Raw genomic sequence first — 17305 nt, forward strand, 5'->3', positions numbered from 1 at the left:
AAGCCTTATGTCATGTGCGGCTGACTTTGGTGTATAGATATGTCTATACAATATCGTTAATCACAATCACCGACAGGATTTCGCTATGTCCGTTTATTTTGCCGAGCGAGCGTTACTGCCGCAGGGAATGGCGCGCAATGTGCGTCTGGAAGTGGATGAATTGGGGTATCTGCAATCCGTCACGCCGGATGCCGCATCGGCAGGCGCGCAGCGGCTCACCGGCATTGTGCTGCCGACGATGGTTAACCTGCATTCGCACGCTTTTCAGCGTGCGATGGCCGGGCTGGCGGAGGTAGCCGGTCATCCGCAGGATAGCTTCTGGACCTGGCGTGATCTGATGTATCGCATGGTGTCAAACCTGACGCCGGAGCAGGTCGGCGTGATTGCCACCCGGCTGTATATCGACATGCTTAAGGGCGGCTACAGCCAGGTGGCGGAGTTTCATTATTTGCACCACGATCCGCACGGCAAACCGTACCGCCAGCATGACATGCTGCGTCATCTGCTGGCGGCGGCGCAGCAAGTCGGTATCGGCCAAACCATGTTGCCGGTGCTCTACAGCTACAGCGGCTTCGGCGCACAGCCGCCGCAACCGGGGCAGGCGCGCTTTATTCAGAATGTGGATCATTACCTGCGTCAACAGGAAACGCTGGCGACGCTGATTCAACCTTATCCGTTGCTCAATCACGGGTTGTGTTTCCATTCGCTGCGCGCGGTCAGCCAAAATCAGATGGAAGATGTGCTGGAAGCCGCCGACAGCAGCCTGCCGGTGCATATCCATATCGCTGAACAGCAAAAAGAGGTGGATGACTGCCTGAACTGGAGCGGTGAACGCCCGGTACAGTGGTTGTTCAACCGGTTTGCGGTGGATGCCCGTTGGTGCCTGGTGCACGCTACCCAACTGGATGAGCAGGAACTGAATCGTCTGGCCGACAGCCTGGCAGTGGCCGGATTATGCCCGACCACCGAAGCCAATCTTGGCGACGGTATTTTCCCGCTCGATCGTTACGTGGCGCGGGGCGGGCGCTGGGGCATCGGTTCCGACAGCCATGTGTCGCTGAATGTGGTGGAGGAACTGCGCTGGCTGGAATACGGTCAGCGCCTGCGTGATCGCCGTCGTAACCGGGTGGCGACGGCGCAGCAACCGGCGGTCGGCAGCCTGTTATATGCTCAGGCGTTGCAGGGCGGCGCTCAGGCCTGCCGGGTGCCGGTCGGCGAACTGAGCGCAGGCTGGCGCGCCGACTGGCTGGTGCTGCGCGAAGACGCTCTGCTAAGCGCGGTGGCCGACGACAGCCTGCTCAACCGCTGGCTGTTTGCCGGCGGGAGTCAGCAGATCCGCGAAGTGTGGGTGGCGGGTAAACCGGTGATCGAAGACGGGCGGCACGCGTTGGATGAAGAGACCGACGCCCGGTTTATCGACGTCATGAAAACATTGCAGGCGGTGTTGTGATGCAAACCTTCAGTCTGGATACCTTGCCGGTCAGCCGCTGGAAAAACGGCGGCGGTGAAACCCGGGAAATCTGCCGGATAGCGTCGGACGAACCCGGCAGCGATTTTGCCTGGCGCGCCAGTATCGCCACCATCGAACGCGACGGCGATTTTTCCTGTTTTCCCGGCGTAGACCGGGTGATCACTCTGTTGTCAGGCGAGGGAGTGGATCTGTGCGGCGAAGACTGGCAACACCGGCTGACGTTGTACCAGCCGTTCGCCTTCGCCGGCGAGCAGGCGATCGTGGCGCGGCTGTGCGGCGGCGTCAGCCTGGACTTCAATATTATGGTCGATCGCCGCCGCTGCCGGGCGGAAGTCTCGGTGATCAAGGGGGTAACGGTGCAGGCGCCGGATACGGACGGCGTGGCTTATGTGCTGGCAGGGCACTGGCGCGCCGATACACACCGCGTGTCTTGCGGGGAGGGCGGCTGGTGGCGATCTTCTGACGTACGTTGGACGCCTGATGACGACACCTCTGTTTTGCTCCTGGCCACGATTCACGCACGATAATCTGCTCTGTGCATCGTTGTGATGCACGATCATTGTGCACCGCGGTTGTGCGGTGTGCCCCCGAATACGCTTTTCTGACACGTCGCGATGCCCAGATGACCGCCACTGGGCCTGATTTGGCCGGTGGTTGAAATCATGGCCTGAATTTTGCTGATTATTTGGTGTTGTATATACATGTAATGACTTTGACGCTTGGACATCAGGGGGTAGGCATGAAGAAGAGCAGATTTTTTCAATCGGTGATGGCGGTATGTGTTGTGAGCGCGGCGGCGGCATTCTGCGCAGGGGCCCAGGCTAAAGAGTGGAAGTCGGTGACTATCGCGACGGAAGGCAGCTACGAACCCTGGAACCTGACCTTGCCGGGCGGCAAGCTGGGTGGGTTTGAGCCGGAACTGATGACCATCCTGTGCCAGCGGATGAACATCCAGTGCAAGCTGGTGGTGCAAAACTGGGACGGCATGATGGCTGGTCTGCAGGCCGGTAAGTTCGACGTGATGATGGACGCCATCGTGATTACCCCGGAGCGCAAACAGGTGGTGGATTTCTCCCTGCCTTATGCGTCTACCCCGGCCAGCTTTATTACCGTCAAGGGCAAGCTGGCGCTGCCGGTCGAAGCCGACAAGGCGATGATTAAACTGGCGAATGATCCCGCCCAGATTAAACCGGCGGTAGCCGGCCTGCGCGGCGCATTGCAGGGCAAAACCATCGGCATCGCTTCCGGCACTGTCTATACGCCTTTTATCGACACCTACTTTCGGGATGTCGCCACCGTGCGTGAATACACCGCGTCCGCTGATGCGATTCTGGATTTGCAGGCAGGGCGTATCGATGCGGTGTTTGACGATGTTACCTTCGCCACCTCCATCCTCAGCAAACCGGAAAACAGCAACCTGACGTTAGGCGGCCCGCAACTGGCCGGGCCTATCTGGGGAGAGGGCGAAGCGCTGGGCTTTCGTAAAAGCGACCCGGAACTGAAGGCAAAATTCGATGCGGCGATTAAAACGGCGCTGGCCGACGGAACGGTGAAAACGCTCAGTGAGAAGTGGTTCAAAACGGACGTCACCCCCTGAGATTGAGGAAACGGTATGCTGACCCTGTTAGGTTTCAGTGATCAGGGGTGGGGCGGCCTGCTGGCGATGGCGGCGCTGACCACGTTGTGTCTGACGACGGTGGCGTTGCTGGTCGGCGCGCTGGTCGGCGCGGCGGTTGCCGCGGCCAAACTGTCCACGCGCCGGCTCTGGCGCGTGGCCGGGGAAACCTATTCCATCGTGTTTCGCGGCATCCCGGAACTGCTGATCATCGATCTGTTTTATTTTGGCGGTTCCGGCGTGCTGACGCAGGTCGGCCGCTGGTTCGGGGCCGACGGGTTTATCGAACTGCCGCCTTTTCTGATCGGCGCGCTGGCGATTGGCCTGATTTCGGCGTCGTATCAGGGCGAGGTGTACCGCGCGGCGCGTCTGGCGGTGAATCACGGTGAGCTGGAAGCCGCTCGCGCGATGGGGATGCCGCGCTGGCGCATCGGGGTACGAATCTTGTTGCCGCAGGTGATGCGTTTTGCCTTGCCGGGTTTGTCCAACGTCTGGCAAATGAGCCTGAAGGATTCGGCGCTGGTGTCGGTCACCGGCATTATCGAACTGATGCGCGCCAGCCAGATGGCCGCCGGCTCGACCCGCGACTATTTTCTGTTCTATCTGGCCGGTGCGGCGCTCTATCTGGTGCTGACCGTGTTTTCCAATACCGCGTTTGCCCGGCTGGAACGGTTTTTGTCCCGGCCTTATCACCGTAAAACGCTACAGGAGCCGTCATGATCGATATGGCCTTTCTGACCCAAACGTTCCTGCGGTTACTGTCGGCGCTGCCGGTGACGCTGGGGTTATTTTTTTCCTCGTTCGCCGTCGGGGTGGTGCTTTCGGTGCTGCTGGTGGCGATGCGGGTGAGCGCCGTCTGGCCGCTGAGCTGGTTTGCCCGTCTGTATATGCTGGTCTTTCGCGGTACGCCGTTGCTGATTCAGCTATTTCTGGTCTATTACGGACTGGGGCAGTTCAGCGTGGTGCGCGACAGCCTGTTCTGGCCGGTGCTGCGCGATCCGTTCAGTTGCGCGGTACTGGCGCTGGCGTTGTGCACCGCCGGTTATACCGCGGAAATTCTACGCGGCGCGCTGTTATCCATTCCCGCCGGGCAGATTGAAGCCGGACTGGCGTGCGGTATGTCGCGCTGGCTGCTGCTGCGCCGCATCATTGCGCCAATCGCGCTGCGTCACGCGCTGCCGGCCTGGTCGACCGAGGCGATTTTGCTGATCAAATCCACCGCACTGGCCAGTCTGGTCACGGTGTGGGATGTCACCGGCGTGGCGCAACAGATAATCCAGCGCACGTATCGCACGCTGGAGGTGTTTGTCTGTGCCGCGCTGATTTACCTGCTGCTGAACTTCATTATTGTCAGGGTATTTGCCTGGCTGGAGCGCGCCTTGTCGCCCAATCTGGCTGCTGTGCCGACGTCTTTTGGGAGAGAGCATGAATAAAACCGCCCCCATAACCTTATCGATGATCGATATCCGTAAATCATTCGGCACGCTTGAGGTGCTCAAAGGCATCTCGCTGGATGCGCGCAAAGGCGAGGTGATTTCGCTACTGGGTGCCAGCGGGTCGGGCAAAAGCACCTTTTTGCGTTGCATCAACCTGCTGGAAACGCCGGATGACGGCACCGTCGCCGTCAGCGGTGAAATGATCCTGATGAGGCGTCACAAACTCGGCCATCAGGTCGCGGCTGACCGTCGTCAGGTGGAGCGGCTGCGTACCCGGTTGGGCATGGTATTCCAGAATTTCAATCTGTGGAGCCATATGACGGTGCTGCAAAACGTCATCGAAGGGCCGTTGCATATTCTCGGGCGCTCGCGTGCCGACTGTGTCGAACAGGCTGAGGCGTTGCTGGCGAAAGTCGGGCTGTACGAGCGGCGGCACTTTTATCCGGCGCAGCTTTCCGGCGGCCAACAGCAGCGAGTAGCGATTGCCAGGGCATTATCGATGGAGCCTGAAGTGATGTTGTTTGATGAACCGACCTCGGCGCTGGACCCGGAATTGGTCGGTGAGGTGCTGAAAGTGATGCGCGGGCTGGCCGAAGAGGGGCGTACCATGTTGGTGGTGACCCATGAAATGGGGTTTGCCCGCCACGTCTCCAGCCGGGTGGTGTTCATGCATCAGGGGCGGATCGACTGCGAAGGCGCGCCCGATGCGATGTTCGGCGGCGAAAGTTCGCCGCGTTTTCAGCAATTTATCGCCGGTCACCAGACGGTATAGGAAGGCAATGCTATGAACACCGAAGTGTGCTGGGGGGATGCGCCGCTGACATGGCGTGAACTGGTGCAGGTGGCTCGCTACGGGGCACCTCTTAGCCTGAGTGAGGCGGCCTGGCAGCGTATGAATCAATCGCGGCGTATCGTCGAGCAGATTGTCGACAGCGAAACACTGGCCTATGGCGTCAATACCGGGCTGGGCGCGTTATGCAATGTGACCTTGCCGGTGGCGGATCTGGCGCGATTGTCGCGCAATACCTTGCTCAGTCACGCTTGCGGCGTGGGGCCGCGGCTGCCTGCCGAACAGACCCGCGCCATTCTGTGCGCGGCGATCGCCAATTACAGTCACGGCAAATCCGGGATTCAACCGGATATCGTGCAGGCGTTGCTGACGCTGTTGAATCAGGGCGTCACGCCGTGCGTGCCGTCGCAAGGCTCGGTGGGGTATCTCACTCATATGGCACACATCGGGCTGGCGTTGATCGGCGTCGGCGAAGTGGAATGGCAAGGTCAGGTATTGCCGGCTTCGCAGGCGTTGCAACGTATTGGTATGGCACCCGTGACGCTGGGGGCGAAAGACGGGCTGTCGCTGGTCAATGGCACGCCGTGCATGACCGGGCTGGCCTGTCTGGCGTTGGATGATGCCGCGCGGCAACTGGACTGGGCCGATGTGACCGGCGCGATGAGTTTTGAGGCGCTGCGCGGGCAGGTGGTGGCGTTTGACGCCGAGGTGCTGGCGCTGAAACCGAGCGCGGGGATTCAGCAGGTCGGGCAGCGCCTGCGTGCTCTATTAGCAGGGAGCCGGATTATTGCCCAGAGCGAAGGCATCCGGACACAGGACGCACTGAGCCTGCGTTCCATTCCGCAAATTCACGGTGCCTGCCGTGATCAGTTTGCCTCGTCGGCGCAACGCATTGAGATGGAGCTGAATGCCGCCACCGATAACCCATTGGTGCTGGGTACGCCGGAACAGTGGCGGGTCGTCTCGCAGGCGAACCCGCACGGCGAAGCGGTGGCGCTGGCGGCAGACAGCCTGGCGCTGGCGTTATGCGAACTGGCGGGCGTGGCGGAACGGCGGCTGGATCGGCTGATCAATCCGCTGGTGAGCGGGTTGCCGCCGTTTCTGGTCGCCCAGCCGGGGGTGAACTCCGGCATGATGATCGCCCAATATGTGGCCGCCTCGCTGTGCGGCGAGAACCGCCAACTGGCGCAGCCCGCGGTGGTGGATAATTTTGTCACCTCCGGCTTGCAGGAAGATCACTTGAGCATGGGGACGCCGGCGGCGCTCAAGTTGCTGAAGCTGACTGAGAACGTCTGGCAAGTGCTGGCTATCGAATATCTGCTGGCGGCACAGGCGCTGGAGTTTCTTGGCCCGGATAACGCGGGTGCGGGAACACGGCTGGCCTGGCAACGGTTGCGTCAACAGGTTGACGTCTGGCAGGAGGATCGCTGGCTGGCGCCGGATATCGCCCGTGCGGTACAGGTGCTGCGCAGCCAGGATTTCTCGTGGCAAGACGAGGTGAGGAAACCGCGTCCCCCTTGTCCGAACGGGCAAAGGGGAATGCATCCATCAGAAACGCCCGAATAGCTGATAACGGGAGCCGGGGTAAAACAGACGCGCGGCGGTGACGACCCGCGAGCCGTGCCAGGTGCGGCGGCGAATCAACAGGCAGGGTTCCTGTTCGCCCAGCGCCAGCAGGTTGCGCTGGTGCGGTTCGGCGGCGACCGCTTCCACCCGGTGCTCGCCGGCGGTCAGCGGCGCGACGCGGCTCAGGTAGCTGTGCGGCGTATCAAGGGTAAAATCCTGCTGCAGGTAGTCCGGCGCCACCTGCGGGTTGACGTAACGAATTTCCAATTGTACCGGCACGTCGTTCTCATAATGCACGATTTGCGAATGGAACAGGGGTTGGCCGGGGGCGATGTCCAGTTGCGCGGCTTGATCGGCATCGGCGCTGAGGGTTTCCAGCACCAGCACCCGGCTGCCGTGGCGATGACCACGCGCGGCGATTTCATCGGCGATGTTGTGCACTTCCAGCATGGCGGTATGCGCTTTCTGTTCCGCTACAAAAGTTCCTACACCCTGCATCCGTACCAGAAACCCTTCGCTGGTCAGCTCCCGCAACGCCCGGTTGATGGTCATCCGGCTGACGCCCAGTTCGTTGACCAGCTCGCTTTCCGACGGCACTCGCTGATGCGGTTGCCAGGCGCCGCTGCGAATCTGGCTGATAATGGCCTGTTTGACCCGCTGGTAGATTGGCGCAGGGGTATCGCTCATCGCGGCAGCGAGTTGGGAAGCGGTTTGCAGGTCGGTCAAGGCATTATCCTCAAAGGCAACAGATGAGCGCAGTGTAGCGAACAACGACCAGTCCTGTATAGACAACTGTGATGCCGACACGCGTGGCTCATGGCCGGACTTCCTCATGACCATACGAATTCATCCGGTTGATCAGCGATCCACGACAGTCTGGTAGACGTTGGTTTGTAAATTTATCAAAATATCGCCACTTAACGTTATCACAACGTTATCTTTACCAAACCTTGATCATCCATACGTAATTCAGACAAAGCGCTGAAGGTGATGTCGTGAGTTGAGGGTCAGAGTCGTTTTATTTCTGCTTTGTGCGTGTCGTTTAAATAAGAGTTGATAAGCAATGGATACAGCATTTTCCTGTGTAGGGTGCGGCAAATGCTGCACGGGTCACCATGTCCCCCTGACCCTGGCTGAAGCAAAAGAGTGGGCGCAGGACGGTGGCCAAATCATCGTGCTGGCGGAGGGTTTTTTGCACAACGGTATGGGTATTCCGCCCGAGCAGCGGCAACATGCGCAGTCGCGTTCCTGCGATGTGATCAGTGGTGATACCCGGGCGTTCATCTCGATTATCTTTGCGGCTTACAATCCGGCTACCTGCCGACATCTGGATGACGATATGCGTTGCCGGATCTATGAGCGGCGTCCGCTGGTGTGCCGCATTTACCCGATGGAGATCAACCCGCATATTCCGCTACGACAGATCAACAAAGATTGTCCGCCGGAAGCCTGGCAGCAGGGTGCGGCGCTGATTGTGTCGGACCGGCTGGTTGATGCCGAAACACAGGCGCTGATTGAGCGTTCCCGGCAGGCGGACCGCGAGGATATCTACTTTAAAGCATCGATTTGCAACTGGCTGGGGATCGCCACCAGCGCGCTGAAAGGTGATGGTTTTACTGCCTATCTGCCGGACATGACGGCCTTTATGTCGGCGCTGGAACTGGCCGGGCAATTCAGCGCCGAAGAACATACCGAAGCGTCGCTCAGCCGGGCATGGCAGTTCCACGTTTCCGGCGAGGATGTGCTGGAAACAGTGAAACAGGCCGGCGCCGAGGTGGTAACCGGGCCGTCTCAGTATTATGGTTTTATCGGTTTGAATGCCGCCTGACGGCATGGTAAACGGCGGCGCTGCCGTTTGTATGGCTGAAAACAGGGCAGAACGCACCATTATAGGGCGCTCTGCCGTTTCTTTTTCGGGGATGACATCCGTTCCCTCCGCATACTTCCGCTGTTTTCCCGTCAGTGGGTTCACATCGCGGTGCTGGCATGGCTCTTGCTTGTATAGACAAGATTATACACTTGCAGTCTCTTGATGGTTGGTTCGCGGCAACCGCCGACAGCATTGATGACGCGATGGTTGGTGCCGGTCGGAGCGGATGAAAACCGCAGTGGCGGTGGATTTTCCCTGACCAACAGACTATACCCTTAACACCTCGCCGGAATTTATGGCGCAGAAAGCGCAGGTGACGGAAGAGATTCGCAGTGAAGCCCGACAGGCGCCGGTGCATTGAACGGCGTACCTTGGGATGCAGCATGAGACATGCGTACCGGCTGGATAATGGAAAATGAGGGCAGCCGGATTTTTTTAGTCTTACTTGTCTATACAGGATTAGATATATGTCACAAACCCGAAGCTATTGCCTGACGCCCGGCGCAGTGGATCTCGCCACGCTGCGTGCTATTTATCGGGGAAACGTCGCTCTGACGCTGGCGGAACAGGCGCGCGCGGCGGTGGCGGCGGCGCAGGAAACGGTGCAGCGCATTGTGCGTCAGGACCGGGTGGTCTATGGCATCAACACCGGTTTCGGCAAGCTGGCCCAGACCCGCATTCCGGCCGACCGGCTGGCGGAGCTACAGCGTAATCTGGTGCTGTCTCACAGCGTCGGCATCGGCGATCTGCTGCCGGATGATGTGGTGCGTCTGGTGATGGCGACCAAGGTGATCAGTCTGGCGCGCGGCCACTCCGGGGTGAGGTTGCAGGTCATCGACACGCTGCTGGCGCTGTTCAACGCCGGCGTGATGCCTTGTATCCCGGAGAAAGGATCGGTGGGCGCCAGCGGTGATCTGGCGCCGCTGGCGCATTTATCGCTGCTGCTGTTGGGCGAAGGGCTGGCGCGGGTCGATGGTGAGCTTATCCCGGCGGCCGACGGGCTGGCGCGGGCGAGCGTTGAACCGCTGGTGCTGGGGCCGAAAGAGGGGCTGGCGTTGCTCAACGGCACGCAGGTCTCCACCGCGCTGGCGCTGCGCGGGTTGTTCGAGGCCGAAAACGTGTTTGCCGCCGGATTGGTGGCCGGCGCGTTGTCGCTGGAGGCGGTCAAAGGCTCGGTGAAGCCGTTCGATGCCCGCATCCATCAGGCGCGCGGCCAGCATGGGCAGATGGCGGTAGCGGCGGCGGTCAGCGCCTTGCTGGCGGACAGCGAGATTTTACAGTCACACGCCCACTGTGGCCGGGTGCAGGACCCGTACTCGATTCGTTGCGTGCCGCAGGTGATGGGCGCGTGTCTGGATAATTTGCAGCACGCCGCCCGCGTGCTGGGCATCGAAGCCAACGCCGCGTCGGATAATCCGCTGGTGTTCCCGGAAACCGACGAGGTGATCTCCGGCGGCAATTTCCACGCTGAGCCGGTGGCGTTCGCCGCCGACATCATCGCACTGGCGGTGGCGGAAATCGGCGCGATTGCCGAACGGCGCATGGCGCTGCTGCTCGACAGCACGCTGTCCGGGCTACCGCCGTTTCTGGTTACCGACGGCGGCGTCAACTCCGGTTTTATGATTGCCCAGGTCACCGCCGCCGCGCTGGCGTCGGAAAACAAGTCGCTGGCCCATCCCGGCAGCGTGGACAGCCTGCCGACCTCCGCCAATCAGGAAGATCATGTATCGATGGCGACCTACGCCGCCCGCCGGCTCGGCAGCATGTGCTTTAACACCGCCGCCGTGGTGGGGATTGAAGCGATGGCCGCCGCGCAGGGTATCGACTTCCATCGCCCACTGAAAAGCTCGCCGTTGCTGGAGCGCGAACTGGCGCAGGTGCGTGAACAGGTGGCTTTTCTGGACCACGACCGCCTGATGGCCACCGATATTGACGTGATGCGCCGGTGGGCCGGCCGTGAGCGCTGGCCGTCCGTCATCACCGCATTGTTACCCAGTTATGCCGCTGAACCGGCTTCTGTTTGATAAGGAATCTGCCATGACCACCACATCTTCAACGACGTCAGCTGTTGCCCGTATCGTTCGCGCGCCACACGGCACCGAACTGCATTGTGAAAACTGGCTGATCGAAGCCGCCTACCGCATGATCCAGAACAACCTCGACCCGGATGTGGCCGAGCGTCCGGAGGATCTGGTGGTGTATGGCGGCATCGGCAAAGCCGCCCGCAACTGGGCGTGCTTCGACGCGATCCTTGCCAGCCTGCGCCAGTTGAAAGCGGATGAAACGCTGCTGGTGCAATCGGGCAAACCGGTCGGGGTGTTTCGCACCCACGGCGACGCCCCGCGCGTATTGATTGCCAACTCCAATCTGGTGCCGCATTGGGCCACCTGGGAACACTTCCATGAGCTGGATAAAGCCGGGCTGATGATGTACGGCCAGATGACCGCCGGATCGTGGATTTATATTGGCGCGCAGGGCATCGTGCAGGGGACTTATGAAACCTTCGCCGAAGCCGGCCGTCAGCATTATCACGGCGATCTGAGCGGCAAATGGATCCTCACCGCCGGTCTTGGCGGCATGGGCGGCGCTCAACCGCTGGCCGGTGTGCTGGCCGGTGCCAGCGTGCTGGCGGTGGAGTGTCAGGAATCCCGAATCGATTTTCGGTTACGTACCCGTTATCTCGACTATAAAGCCGGCAATCTCGACGAGGCGCTGGCGATCATCGCCGATGCCTGCGCGCAAAAGAAAGCCGTTTCCGTCGGCCTGCTCGGCAACGCCGCCGAGGTGCTGCCGGAACTGGTGAAACGCGCCAAAGCGGGCGGCATGAAACCGGATATCGTCACCGACCAGACCTCCGCTCATGACCCGCTCAACGGCTACCTGCCGGCCGGCTGGAGCGTGGCGCGCTGGCAGCAGGAGCGAATCAGCAACCCAGAGGCGGTAATGAAAGCCGCCTGCGCCTCAATGGCGGTGCATGTGCAGGCGATGCTGGATTTTTGCCACATGGGCGTGCCCACCGTGGATTACGGCAACAATATCCGCCAGCGTGCGTTTGATGAAGGTGTACGTAACGCCTTTGATTTTCCCGGCTTCGTCCCGGCCTATATCCGCCCGCTGTTTTGCGAAGGCAAAGGGCCGTTCCGTTGGGTGGCGCTGTCCGGCGACCCGGAAGATATCTACAAAACCGACGCCAAACTGAAAGCACTGTTTCCGGATAATCATCACCTGCACCGCTGGCTGGACATGGCGCGCGAGCGCATCGCCTTTCAGGGGTTGCCGTCGCGCATCTGCTGGCTGGGGCTGGGAGAACGGCATCTGGCCGGGCTGGCGTTCAACGAGATGGTGCGTAACGGTGAGCTGAAAGCGCCGATCGTTATCGGCCGCGACCATCTGGATTGCGGTTCGGTGGCATCGCCTAACCGGGAAACGGAAGCGATGCAGGACGGCTCGGACGCGGTATCCGACTGGCCGTTGCTCAACGCGCTGCTGAATACGGCGGGCGGTGCGACCTGGGTGAGTTTGCACCACGGCGGCGGCGTCGGCATGGGCTTTTCCCAACATGCCGGGATGGTGATCGTCTGCGACGGCAGCGAACAGGCCGACGCCCGGCTGGCGCGGGTGCTGTGGAACGACCCGGCCACCGGCGTGATGCGCCACGCCGACGCCGGTTACGAGGTTGCCACCGCCTGTGCGGCAGAGCATCGGTTGAATTTGCCGATGGTGAAATAGAACACGCCGGCGCTAAGAGCCTATTGAGATAGTGTTTCAGACTGCTGACAAACGCATTAAGTACAGGATGAAGCATCTTTCCGGCGTCAAAAACTGTGCTGAGGTGGGCGACTTCGCCGGGTGAGCCGCATGGACGGGCGGCCCGAACAGCGAAGTCGAACGCCGAAGGTAGCGCGTAGCGCCGCACCATTTTGCAACGCAAAATGGAACAGCGTTTACGCTGGCCCGCAAGGGTGAACCCGTCAGGGTTCATAATTTAGCCACCAGCCAGTGGTCAAGGAGAGGTGGCGCTTGCACCTCTCCTTGTCGTGCGTGCGATGAAATAGCAGAGGAACCACACCGTTTATCCCGCACGAAACCATTTACTGAATAGGCAGACTTCACCGTTCACAAGACAACCCGGCTGTTTGTCAACAGCCTAAGAGCCTATTGAGATAGGCTCTTAGCGTGGCTTAGGCCGCCTGGCGGCCTAAGCCGTCATTCAGCGAGACAGGCTGGGACGGCGAAAAACGATCGAATCAATATCGGCGCAGTTTGGGGCGTCACCGGCTTAGGGCAGCTCAAACCACTCCCGGTTCTGCTCGGCGATAGGGGTAATGGAGTGAATCATTTCCTGCAGATGCCCGCTCATCGCTTTTTCTACCGCATCCGCATCACGGGCTTTTAATCCATTGAAAATCACATAGTGCTGCTCAATCAGGCTGGCCGGCGGCGACACCTGGCTGAGGCTCAGGAAACGCACCCTGTCCATCGTGGCTTTGATGGATTCGATGGTTTCCCAGGCCAGCGGGCATTTGGCTATCTGCGTCAGCAACTGATGGAAATCATCGTCCAGACTGAGAAATTCGCGTATTTGCTCGTTTTGCGCCGCCAACTCTTGACGGCGCAGATTGTGCTCCAGCATCAGCAACTGTTCATCGGTAATGTAGTCGGCCGCCCGGCGCACGATAGCGCATTCCAGCGCCTGACGAATAAAGCGGGCGTCGGCCACGCGCTGCTCGGAAATCTTCATCACGAACGTGCCGCGTTGCGGCAGAATCTGTACCAGCCCGGCTTCTGCCAGTTTGATGAACGCTTCCCGTACCGGCTGGCGGGAGACGGAAAAGCGCATTGAAATTTCTTTTTCAGACAGGAGTTTGCCGGGCGGGATCGTGCATTCCACGATGTCTTTACGCAACACGCGGTAGATCTGCTGATTAACCGGTTCGTTACTGTTGATTTGAGAGTAGTTATCCATGCATCCGTGGGGTATTTAAGCCATTTGTCGTCATGATACATGGTTAGCCGACGCCTTATCCATAAGGGGCGTCATTTTCCCGGCGGGTCGATACCGCACAGGCGGGGCGAGGGGCCTGCCTGTGCGTGTCGGGCGGGTTATTGCGTCAGCGCTTGTACCGTGGTTTTAACGCCATGATTGACCAGCGACAGATAGTAGCGGGTCACCGTTTGGACAAAGCGGTTGTCGGTGGGCAGGTCGCGGCCAAAAATGGTCTCCTGCGCCAGCAGCGCCCGCACACGGGCTTCCCCCTGTTCACTGTGTTGGACGGCCAGCGCCAGCGCGTCTTTCAGCGGATCGCTGATGTCGATCGGTTGTCCCTGTTCATCCACCCCGCCGACATAGCGCATCCAACCGGCGACGCCCAGCGCCAGCATGTCGAATCGGCTGTCGTGCGCCAGATGCCAGCGTATGGAATCCAGCATACGTTGCGGCAGCTTTTGCGAACCGTCCATGGCGATTTGCCAGGTGCGGTGTTTGAGCGCGGTATTACGGTAGCGTTGTAATAGCGCGTCGGCGTAGGCGACCAGGTCGACCCCTTGGGTATGCAGCGTCGGCGCCTGCTCTTGCAGCATCAGATGCCGGGCGGCGGCCACCAACGCCGGGTCTTGCATACAGTCGCTGATATGGGCATAGCCGGCCAGATAGCCCAGATACGCCAGAAACGAGTGGCTACCGTTGAGCATACGCAGTTTCATTTCTTCGTAAGGCAACACATCCTGCACCAGCTCCGCGCCTACCTTTTCCCAGGCCGGGCGGCCATTGACGAAGTGGTCTTCAATAACCCACTGTGCAAACGGCTCGCAGGCTACGCCGACCGGATCGTCCACACCGAGTTGCCCGGCAAGCTGGCTTAGCGTCTCGGCGGTGACCGCCGGGACAATGCGGTCCACCATGGTGGACGGAAAGGTGGCGTGTTGATCTATCCAGGCCGCCAGTTCCGGGTCGAATGCGCGGGCGTAAGCCAGCACGACGTTACGGGTGACGCGGCCGTTTTCCGGCATGTTATCGCACGACATCACGCTGAACGCCGGCAACCCGGCGGCTTTGCGACGCGCCAGCGCCGCCACGATAACGCCCGGCGCAGAGCGAGGCGCAGACGGATGCGCGAGATCGGCGGTAATCAACGGGTGATCCAGCAGCAACTGGCCGGTCGCGGGCGAGTGGCAGTAGCCTTTTTCCGTTACGGTCAGCGACACGATGGCGATGTCTGGCTGGCTCATGGCGGCCAGTACTGCCTCGATGCCGTCGGTTTCGGCGTGCAATGCTTGCCGGACCACGCCCACCACCCGGCAGTGCCACGCCTGCGGCGACATTTCCGCCACGCTGAACAGGTGGTCCTGTCGCTGAAGATAGGCGATGTGTTGCTCGCCGCCGATCAGGTTAATGTCGCAATACCCCCAGTCGCCGGCGTGTTCCGCCGCCAGCCGATCGGCGTAGACCGCCTGATGAGCGCGATGGAAGGCGCCGAACCCCAGATGAACGATGCGGGTTTTCAGTGCCGCCCGGTCGTAGGCGGGGGTGATGACCGCATCGGGCAGATGGGGCAACGCAGCATGGGATAATGTCATGGTTTAAAGCCCCTTGTATTGGCGGTGTGATGAGGCCGTCGCGTGGTGCGCAGCCTGAGTATCGGTGGCGTCTTCCGGCACGCTCAAATCACGATCTTTGACTTCCGGCATCGCCAGGGCGGTAATGAGCCCAATGCAGGAATAGGTCACCAGCATCACGACAATCGGCCACCAGGAACCGGCCATATTACAGAAAATACCTGCCAATACCGGGCCTAACCCGACGGCGATTAAACCGCCGGCTTCTTTGGCGATGGCCATTTGTGTAAAGCGATTTCGTGATCCGAACAGCTCGGCGATGGTGATATTTTCCAGTGCGAACAGTCCCAGTACCGCAATATTATGAATAATGATAATGGCGGCAATAATCGTGCTGACCCCCATCTCTTTATTGACGATAATCGACAACATCGGGTAGGCCAGCAAGATGGCGGAAATATTCAGAATAATATAAGGCAGACGACGGCCGAATTTATCCGACAACCAGCCTAATAGCGGAATCGTCATAAAACCGATAATCGAACTGAGCATGAGTGCATCGGTCGGAATACGTTTTTCAAATAACAAACTTTGTACCAGATAACCGGCCAGAAACGTTTGAATCAATCCGGAATTACCGGCCTGACCAAAACGCAACCCGGTCGCCAGCCAGAATGATTTACTGCTGAACATTTCCGTCAGAGATTTGTGCTGGCTTGCCCGAGGATGATTCGCTTTCGCTGTATCGACGGCGGTGTCGCTGACCTGTTCAAATACCGGGCTTTCTTTCAGGTTCATACGCAGCCAGATGGCGAAAACCATCACAATGGCGCTGGCCAGGAACGGAATACGCCAGCCCCAGGCTAACAACTGCTCTCTGTCGAGCAGGAAAAACATGGCGGCCCAGATGCCGGTGGCGCTCAGCGTACCGCAGTTGGTGCCCATGGCGACCAGCGAAGAGATAATGCCGCGCTTCCCGCTGGGCGCATATTCCGCCAGCATGGTTCCGGCACCGGAAATTTCCGCGCCGGCGCCCAGCCCCTGCACGATACGCAACGTGACCAGCAGCAGCGGCGCGAAAATGCCGATTTGCGCATAGGTGGGTAAGACGCCAATCAGTGTGGTACAGATCCCCATCATCGTGATGGTAATAAACAACACCTTTTTCCTGCCGATGGAATCGCCCATTCTGCCGAACACCACGGCACCGATAATACGGGCGATATAACCTGCACCATAAGTCCCCATCGCCAGAATTAACGCCATGGCGGCCGATTGTTCAGGGAAAAAGATTTCATGAAAAACTAATGCGGCCCCTAGCGAATACAACTGAAAATCCATAAATTCCAGCGCGGTGCCTAACCATCCGGAGATCGCCGCTTTAACCAAATCAGAGGTATCTCTTTCGGTCTTGCCGGATACAGACGTCGTTTGTGCTTTATTCATGGTTATACTCTTTTTAAATAGTGGTGATACGCGTCGCACAACGATGGAAAAATTATGATTATGTGCGCGACACACCATTCCGGGTCGGGTTAAACGATCCGGAAAGTACAGTGATAAATAACGGTAGTGACGATTTTTAGAGCCTATCCCATTAGGGCTATTTCACTTGCCATTTTGGCCCTGGGCAGTGCTCGAAATCCTCACGTACTCCGTGTACGCTCCGGTTTCTCCGCGCTGTCCGAGTCCAAACTGGCTGCGCCAATAACGCCTACTGGGATAGGCTCTTATTGTTAGAAAAATATACCCGTTATCGTTCAGGCGGCAGGTGAATAAAATATCCTGCGCTTGCGTTATTTTTGGGTAATCTTTTTTATCGCTTCTCCTTTTTTATATATGGCCGCCATATATCAGATTGCAGATGTATTCTGCTTTTACCCCGGTCACTGATTTATACCCGTCATACTTCAAGTTGCAGGTGTGTTGGCTGCGTGACTCGGCCCATCAATGGGCCTCGCCCTTCGGGCCGCTGCAAGCAGCGTTCAAATCTGCTCCCGGC

At 59.4% G+C, this 17305-nt stretch carries 14 protein-coding genes and 1 pseudogene; 11 read left to right on the forward strand and 4 right to left on the reverse strand.

Annotated features, from left to right (window positions below):
- The first annotated feature begins 85 nt into the window (after positions 1–85).
- The 7 genes from FDP13_RS08120 (at position 86) to hutH (FDP13_RS08150) (ending at position 6878) form a co-directional block, all read left to right on the forward strand.
- Positions 86–1450: a formimidoylglutamate deiminase gene (locus FDP13_RS08120; RefSeq protein WP_143839172.1), complete on the forward strand. Its 1365-nt coding sequence runs from the start codon at positions 86–88 to the stop codon at positions 1448–1450.
- Positions 1450–1998 (forward strand): HutD family protein, encoded by a 549-nt coding sequence (locus FDP13_RS08125; protein ID WP_143839173.1) that lies wholly within the window; start codon positions 1450–1452, stop codon positions 1996–1998. The genes FDP13_RS08120 and FDP13_RS08125 overlap by 1 nt, the downstream gene beginning before the upstream one ends.
- A 212-nt stretch (positions 1999–2210) precedes the next feature.
- Complete coding sequence (locus FDP13_RS08130) at positions 2211–3068, forward strand: transporter substrate-binding domain-containing protein (RefSeq protein ID WP_143839174.1); 858 nt, start codon at positions 2211–2213, stop codon at positions 3066–3068.
- A gap of 15 nt (positions 3069–3083) precedes the next feature.
- A complete protein-coding gene (locus FDP13_RS08135) occupies positions 3084–3806 on the forward strand; it encodes an ABC transporter permease (protein ID WP_143839175.1) in 723 nt (240 codons plus the stop codon).
- Positions 3803–4519 (forward strand): ABC transporter permease, encoded by a 717-nt coding sequence (locus FDP13_RS08140; protein ID WP_143839176.1) that lies wholly within the window; start codon positions 3803–3805, stop codon positions 4517–4519. The genes FDP13_RS08135 and FDP13_RS08140 overlap by 4 nt, the downstream gene beginning before the upstream one ends.
- Complete coding sequence (locus tag FDP13_RS08145; RefSeq protein ID WP_143839177.1) at positions 4512–5294, forward strand: ABC transporter ATP-binding protein; 783 nt, start codon at positions 4512–4514, stop codon at positions 5292–5294. The genes FDP13_RS08140 and FDP13_RS08145 overlap by 8 nt, the downstream gene beginning before the upstream one ends.
- Positions 5295–5306: 12 nt before the next feature.
- Positions 5307–6878 carry a histidine ammonia-lyase gene (gene hutH, locus FDP13_RS08150; RefSeq protein ID WP_143839178.1) on the forward strand — a complete coding sequence of 524 codons (1572 nt, stop codon included), beginning with the start codon at positions 5307–5309 and terminating at the stop codon, positions 6876–6878.
- Here the strand turns inward: hutH (FDP13_RS08150) and hutC are convergent.
- Entirely contained in the window at positions 6861–7604 is a 744-nt protein-coding gene (hutC, locus tag FDP13_RS08155) for a histidine utilization repressor (protein ID WP_143839183.1), read from the reverse strand. The genes hutH (FDP13_RS08150) and hutC overlap by 18 nt on opposite strands.
- Positions 7605–7941: 337 nt before the next feature.
- On the opposite strand from hutC, the gene FDP13_RS08160 reads away from it, so the two are divergent.
- The 4 genes and pseudogenes from FDP13_RS08160 (at position 7942) to hutU (ending at position 12477) form a co-directional block, all read left to right on the forward strand.
- The gene (locus tag FDP13_RS08160) at positions 7942–8706 is read left to right on the forward strand and encodes a YkgJ family cysteine cluster protein (RefSeq protein ID WP_012769003.1); all 765 of its coding nucleotides are present in this window, start codon (positions 7942–7944) and stop codon (positions 8704–8706) included.
- Between the two features lie 256 nt (positions 8707–8962).
- A pseudogene (locus tag FDP13_RS21780) lies at positions 8963–9109 on the forward strand (ABC transporter ATP-binding protein); the annotation flags it as partial.
- 106 nt (positions 9110–9215) lie between these two features.
- Complete coding sequence (gene hutH / locus FDP13_RS08170; protein ID WP_143839179.1) at positions 9216–10772, forward strand: histidine ammonia-lyase; 1557 nt, start codon at positions 9216–9218, stop codon at positions 10770–10772.
- Positions 10773–10785: 13 nt separating this feature from the next.
- Entirely contained in the window at positions 10786–12477 is a 1692-nt protein-coding gene (gene hutU / locus FDP13_RS08175) for a urocanate hydratase (protein ID WP_033576193.1), read from the forward strand.
- A 550-nt stretch (positions 12478–13027) separates the two neighbouring features.
- On the opposite strand, the gene FDP13_RS08180 is transcribed toward hutU, so the two are convergent.
- The 3 genes from FDP13_RS08180 to FDP13_RS08190 all read right to left on the reverse strand — a co-directional run bounded on the left by FDP13_RS08180 (position 13028) and on the right by FDP13_RS08190 (position 16749).
- Positions 13028–13714: a GntR family transcriptional regulator gene (locus FDP13_RS08180; protein WP_033576194.1), complete on the reverse strand. Its 687-nt coding sequence runs from the start codon at positions 13712–13714 to the stop codon at positions 13028–13030.
- A gap of 137 nt (positions 13715–13851) precedes the next feature.
- Positions 13852–15324 (reverse strand): mannitol dehydrogenase family protein, encoded by a 1473-nt coding sequence (locus FDP13_RS08185; RefSeq protein WP_143839180.1) that lies wholly within the window; start codon positions 15322–15324, stop codon positions 13852–13854.
- A gap of 3 nt (positions 15325–15327) precedes the next feature.
- The gene (locus FDP13_RS08190) at positions 15328–16749 is read right to left on the reverse strand and encodes an MFS transporter (RefSeq protein WP_143839181.1); all 1422 of its coding nucleotides are present in this window, start codon (positions 16747–16749) and stop codon (positions 15328–15330) included.
- Positions 16750–17305: the final 556 nt, after the last annotated feature.

The organism is Dickeya sp. ws52 (assembly GCF_007210685.1).
Taxonomy (GTDB): Bacteria; Pseudomonadota; Gammaproteobacteria; order Enterobacterales; family Enterobacteriaceae; genus Dickeya; species Dickeya chrysanthemi.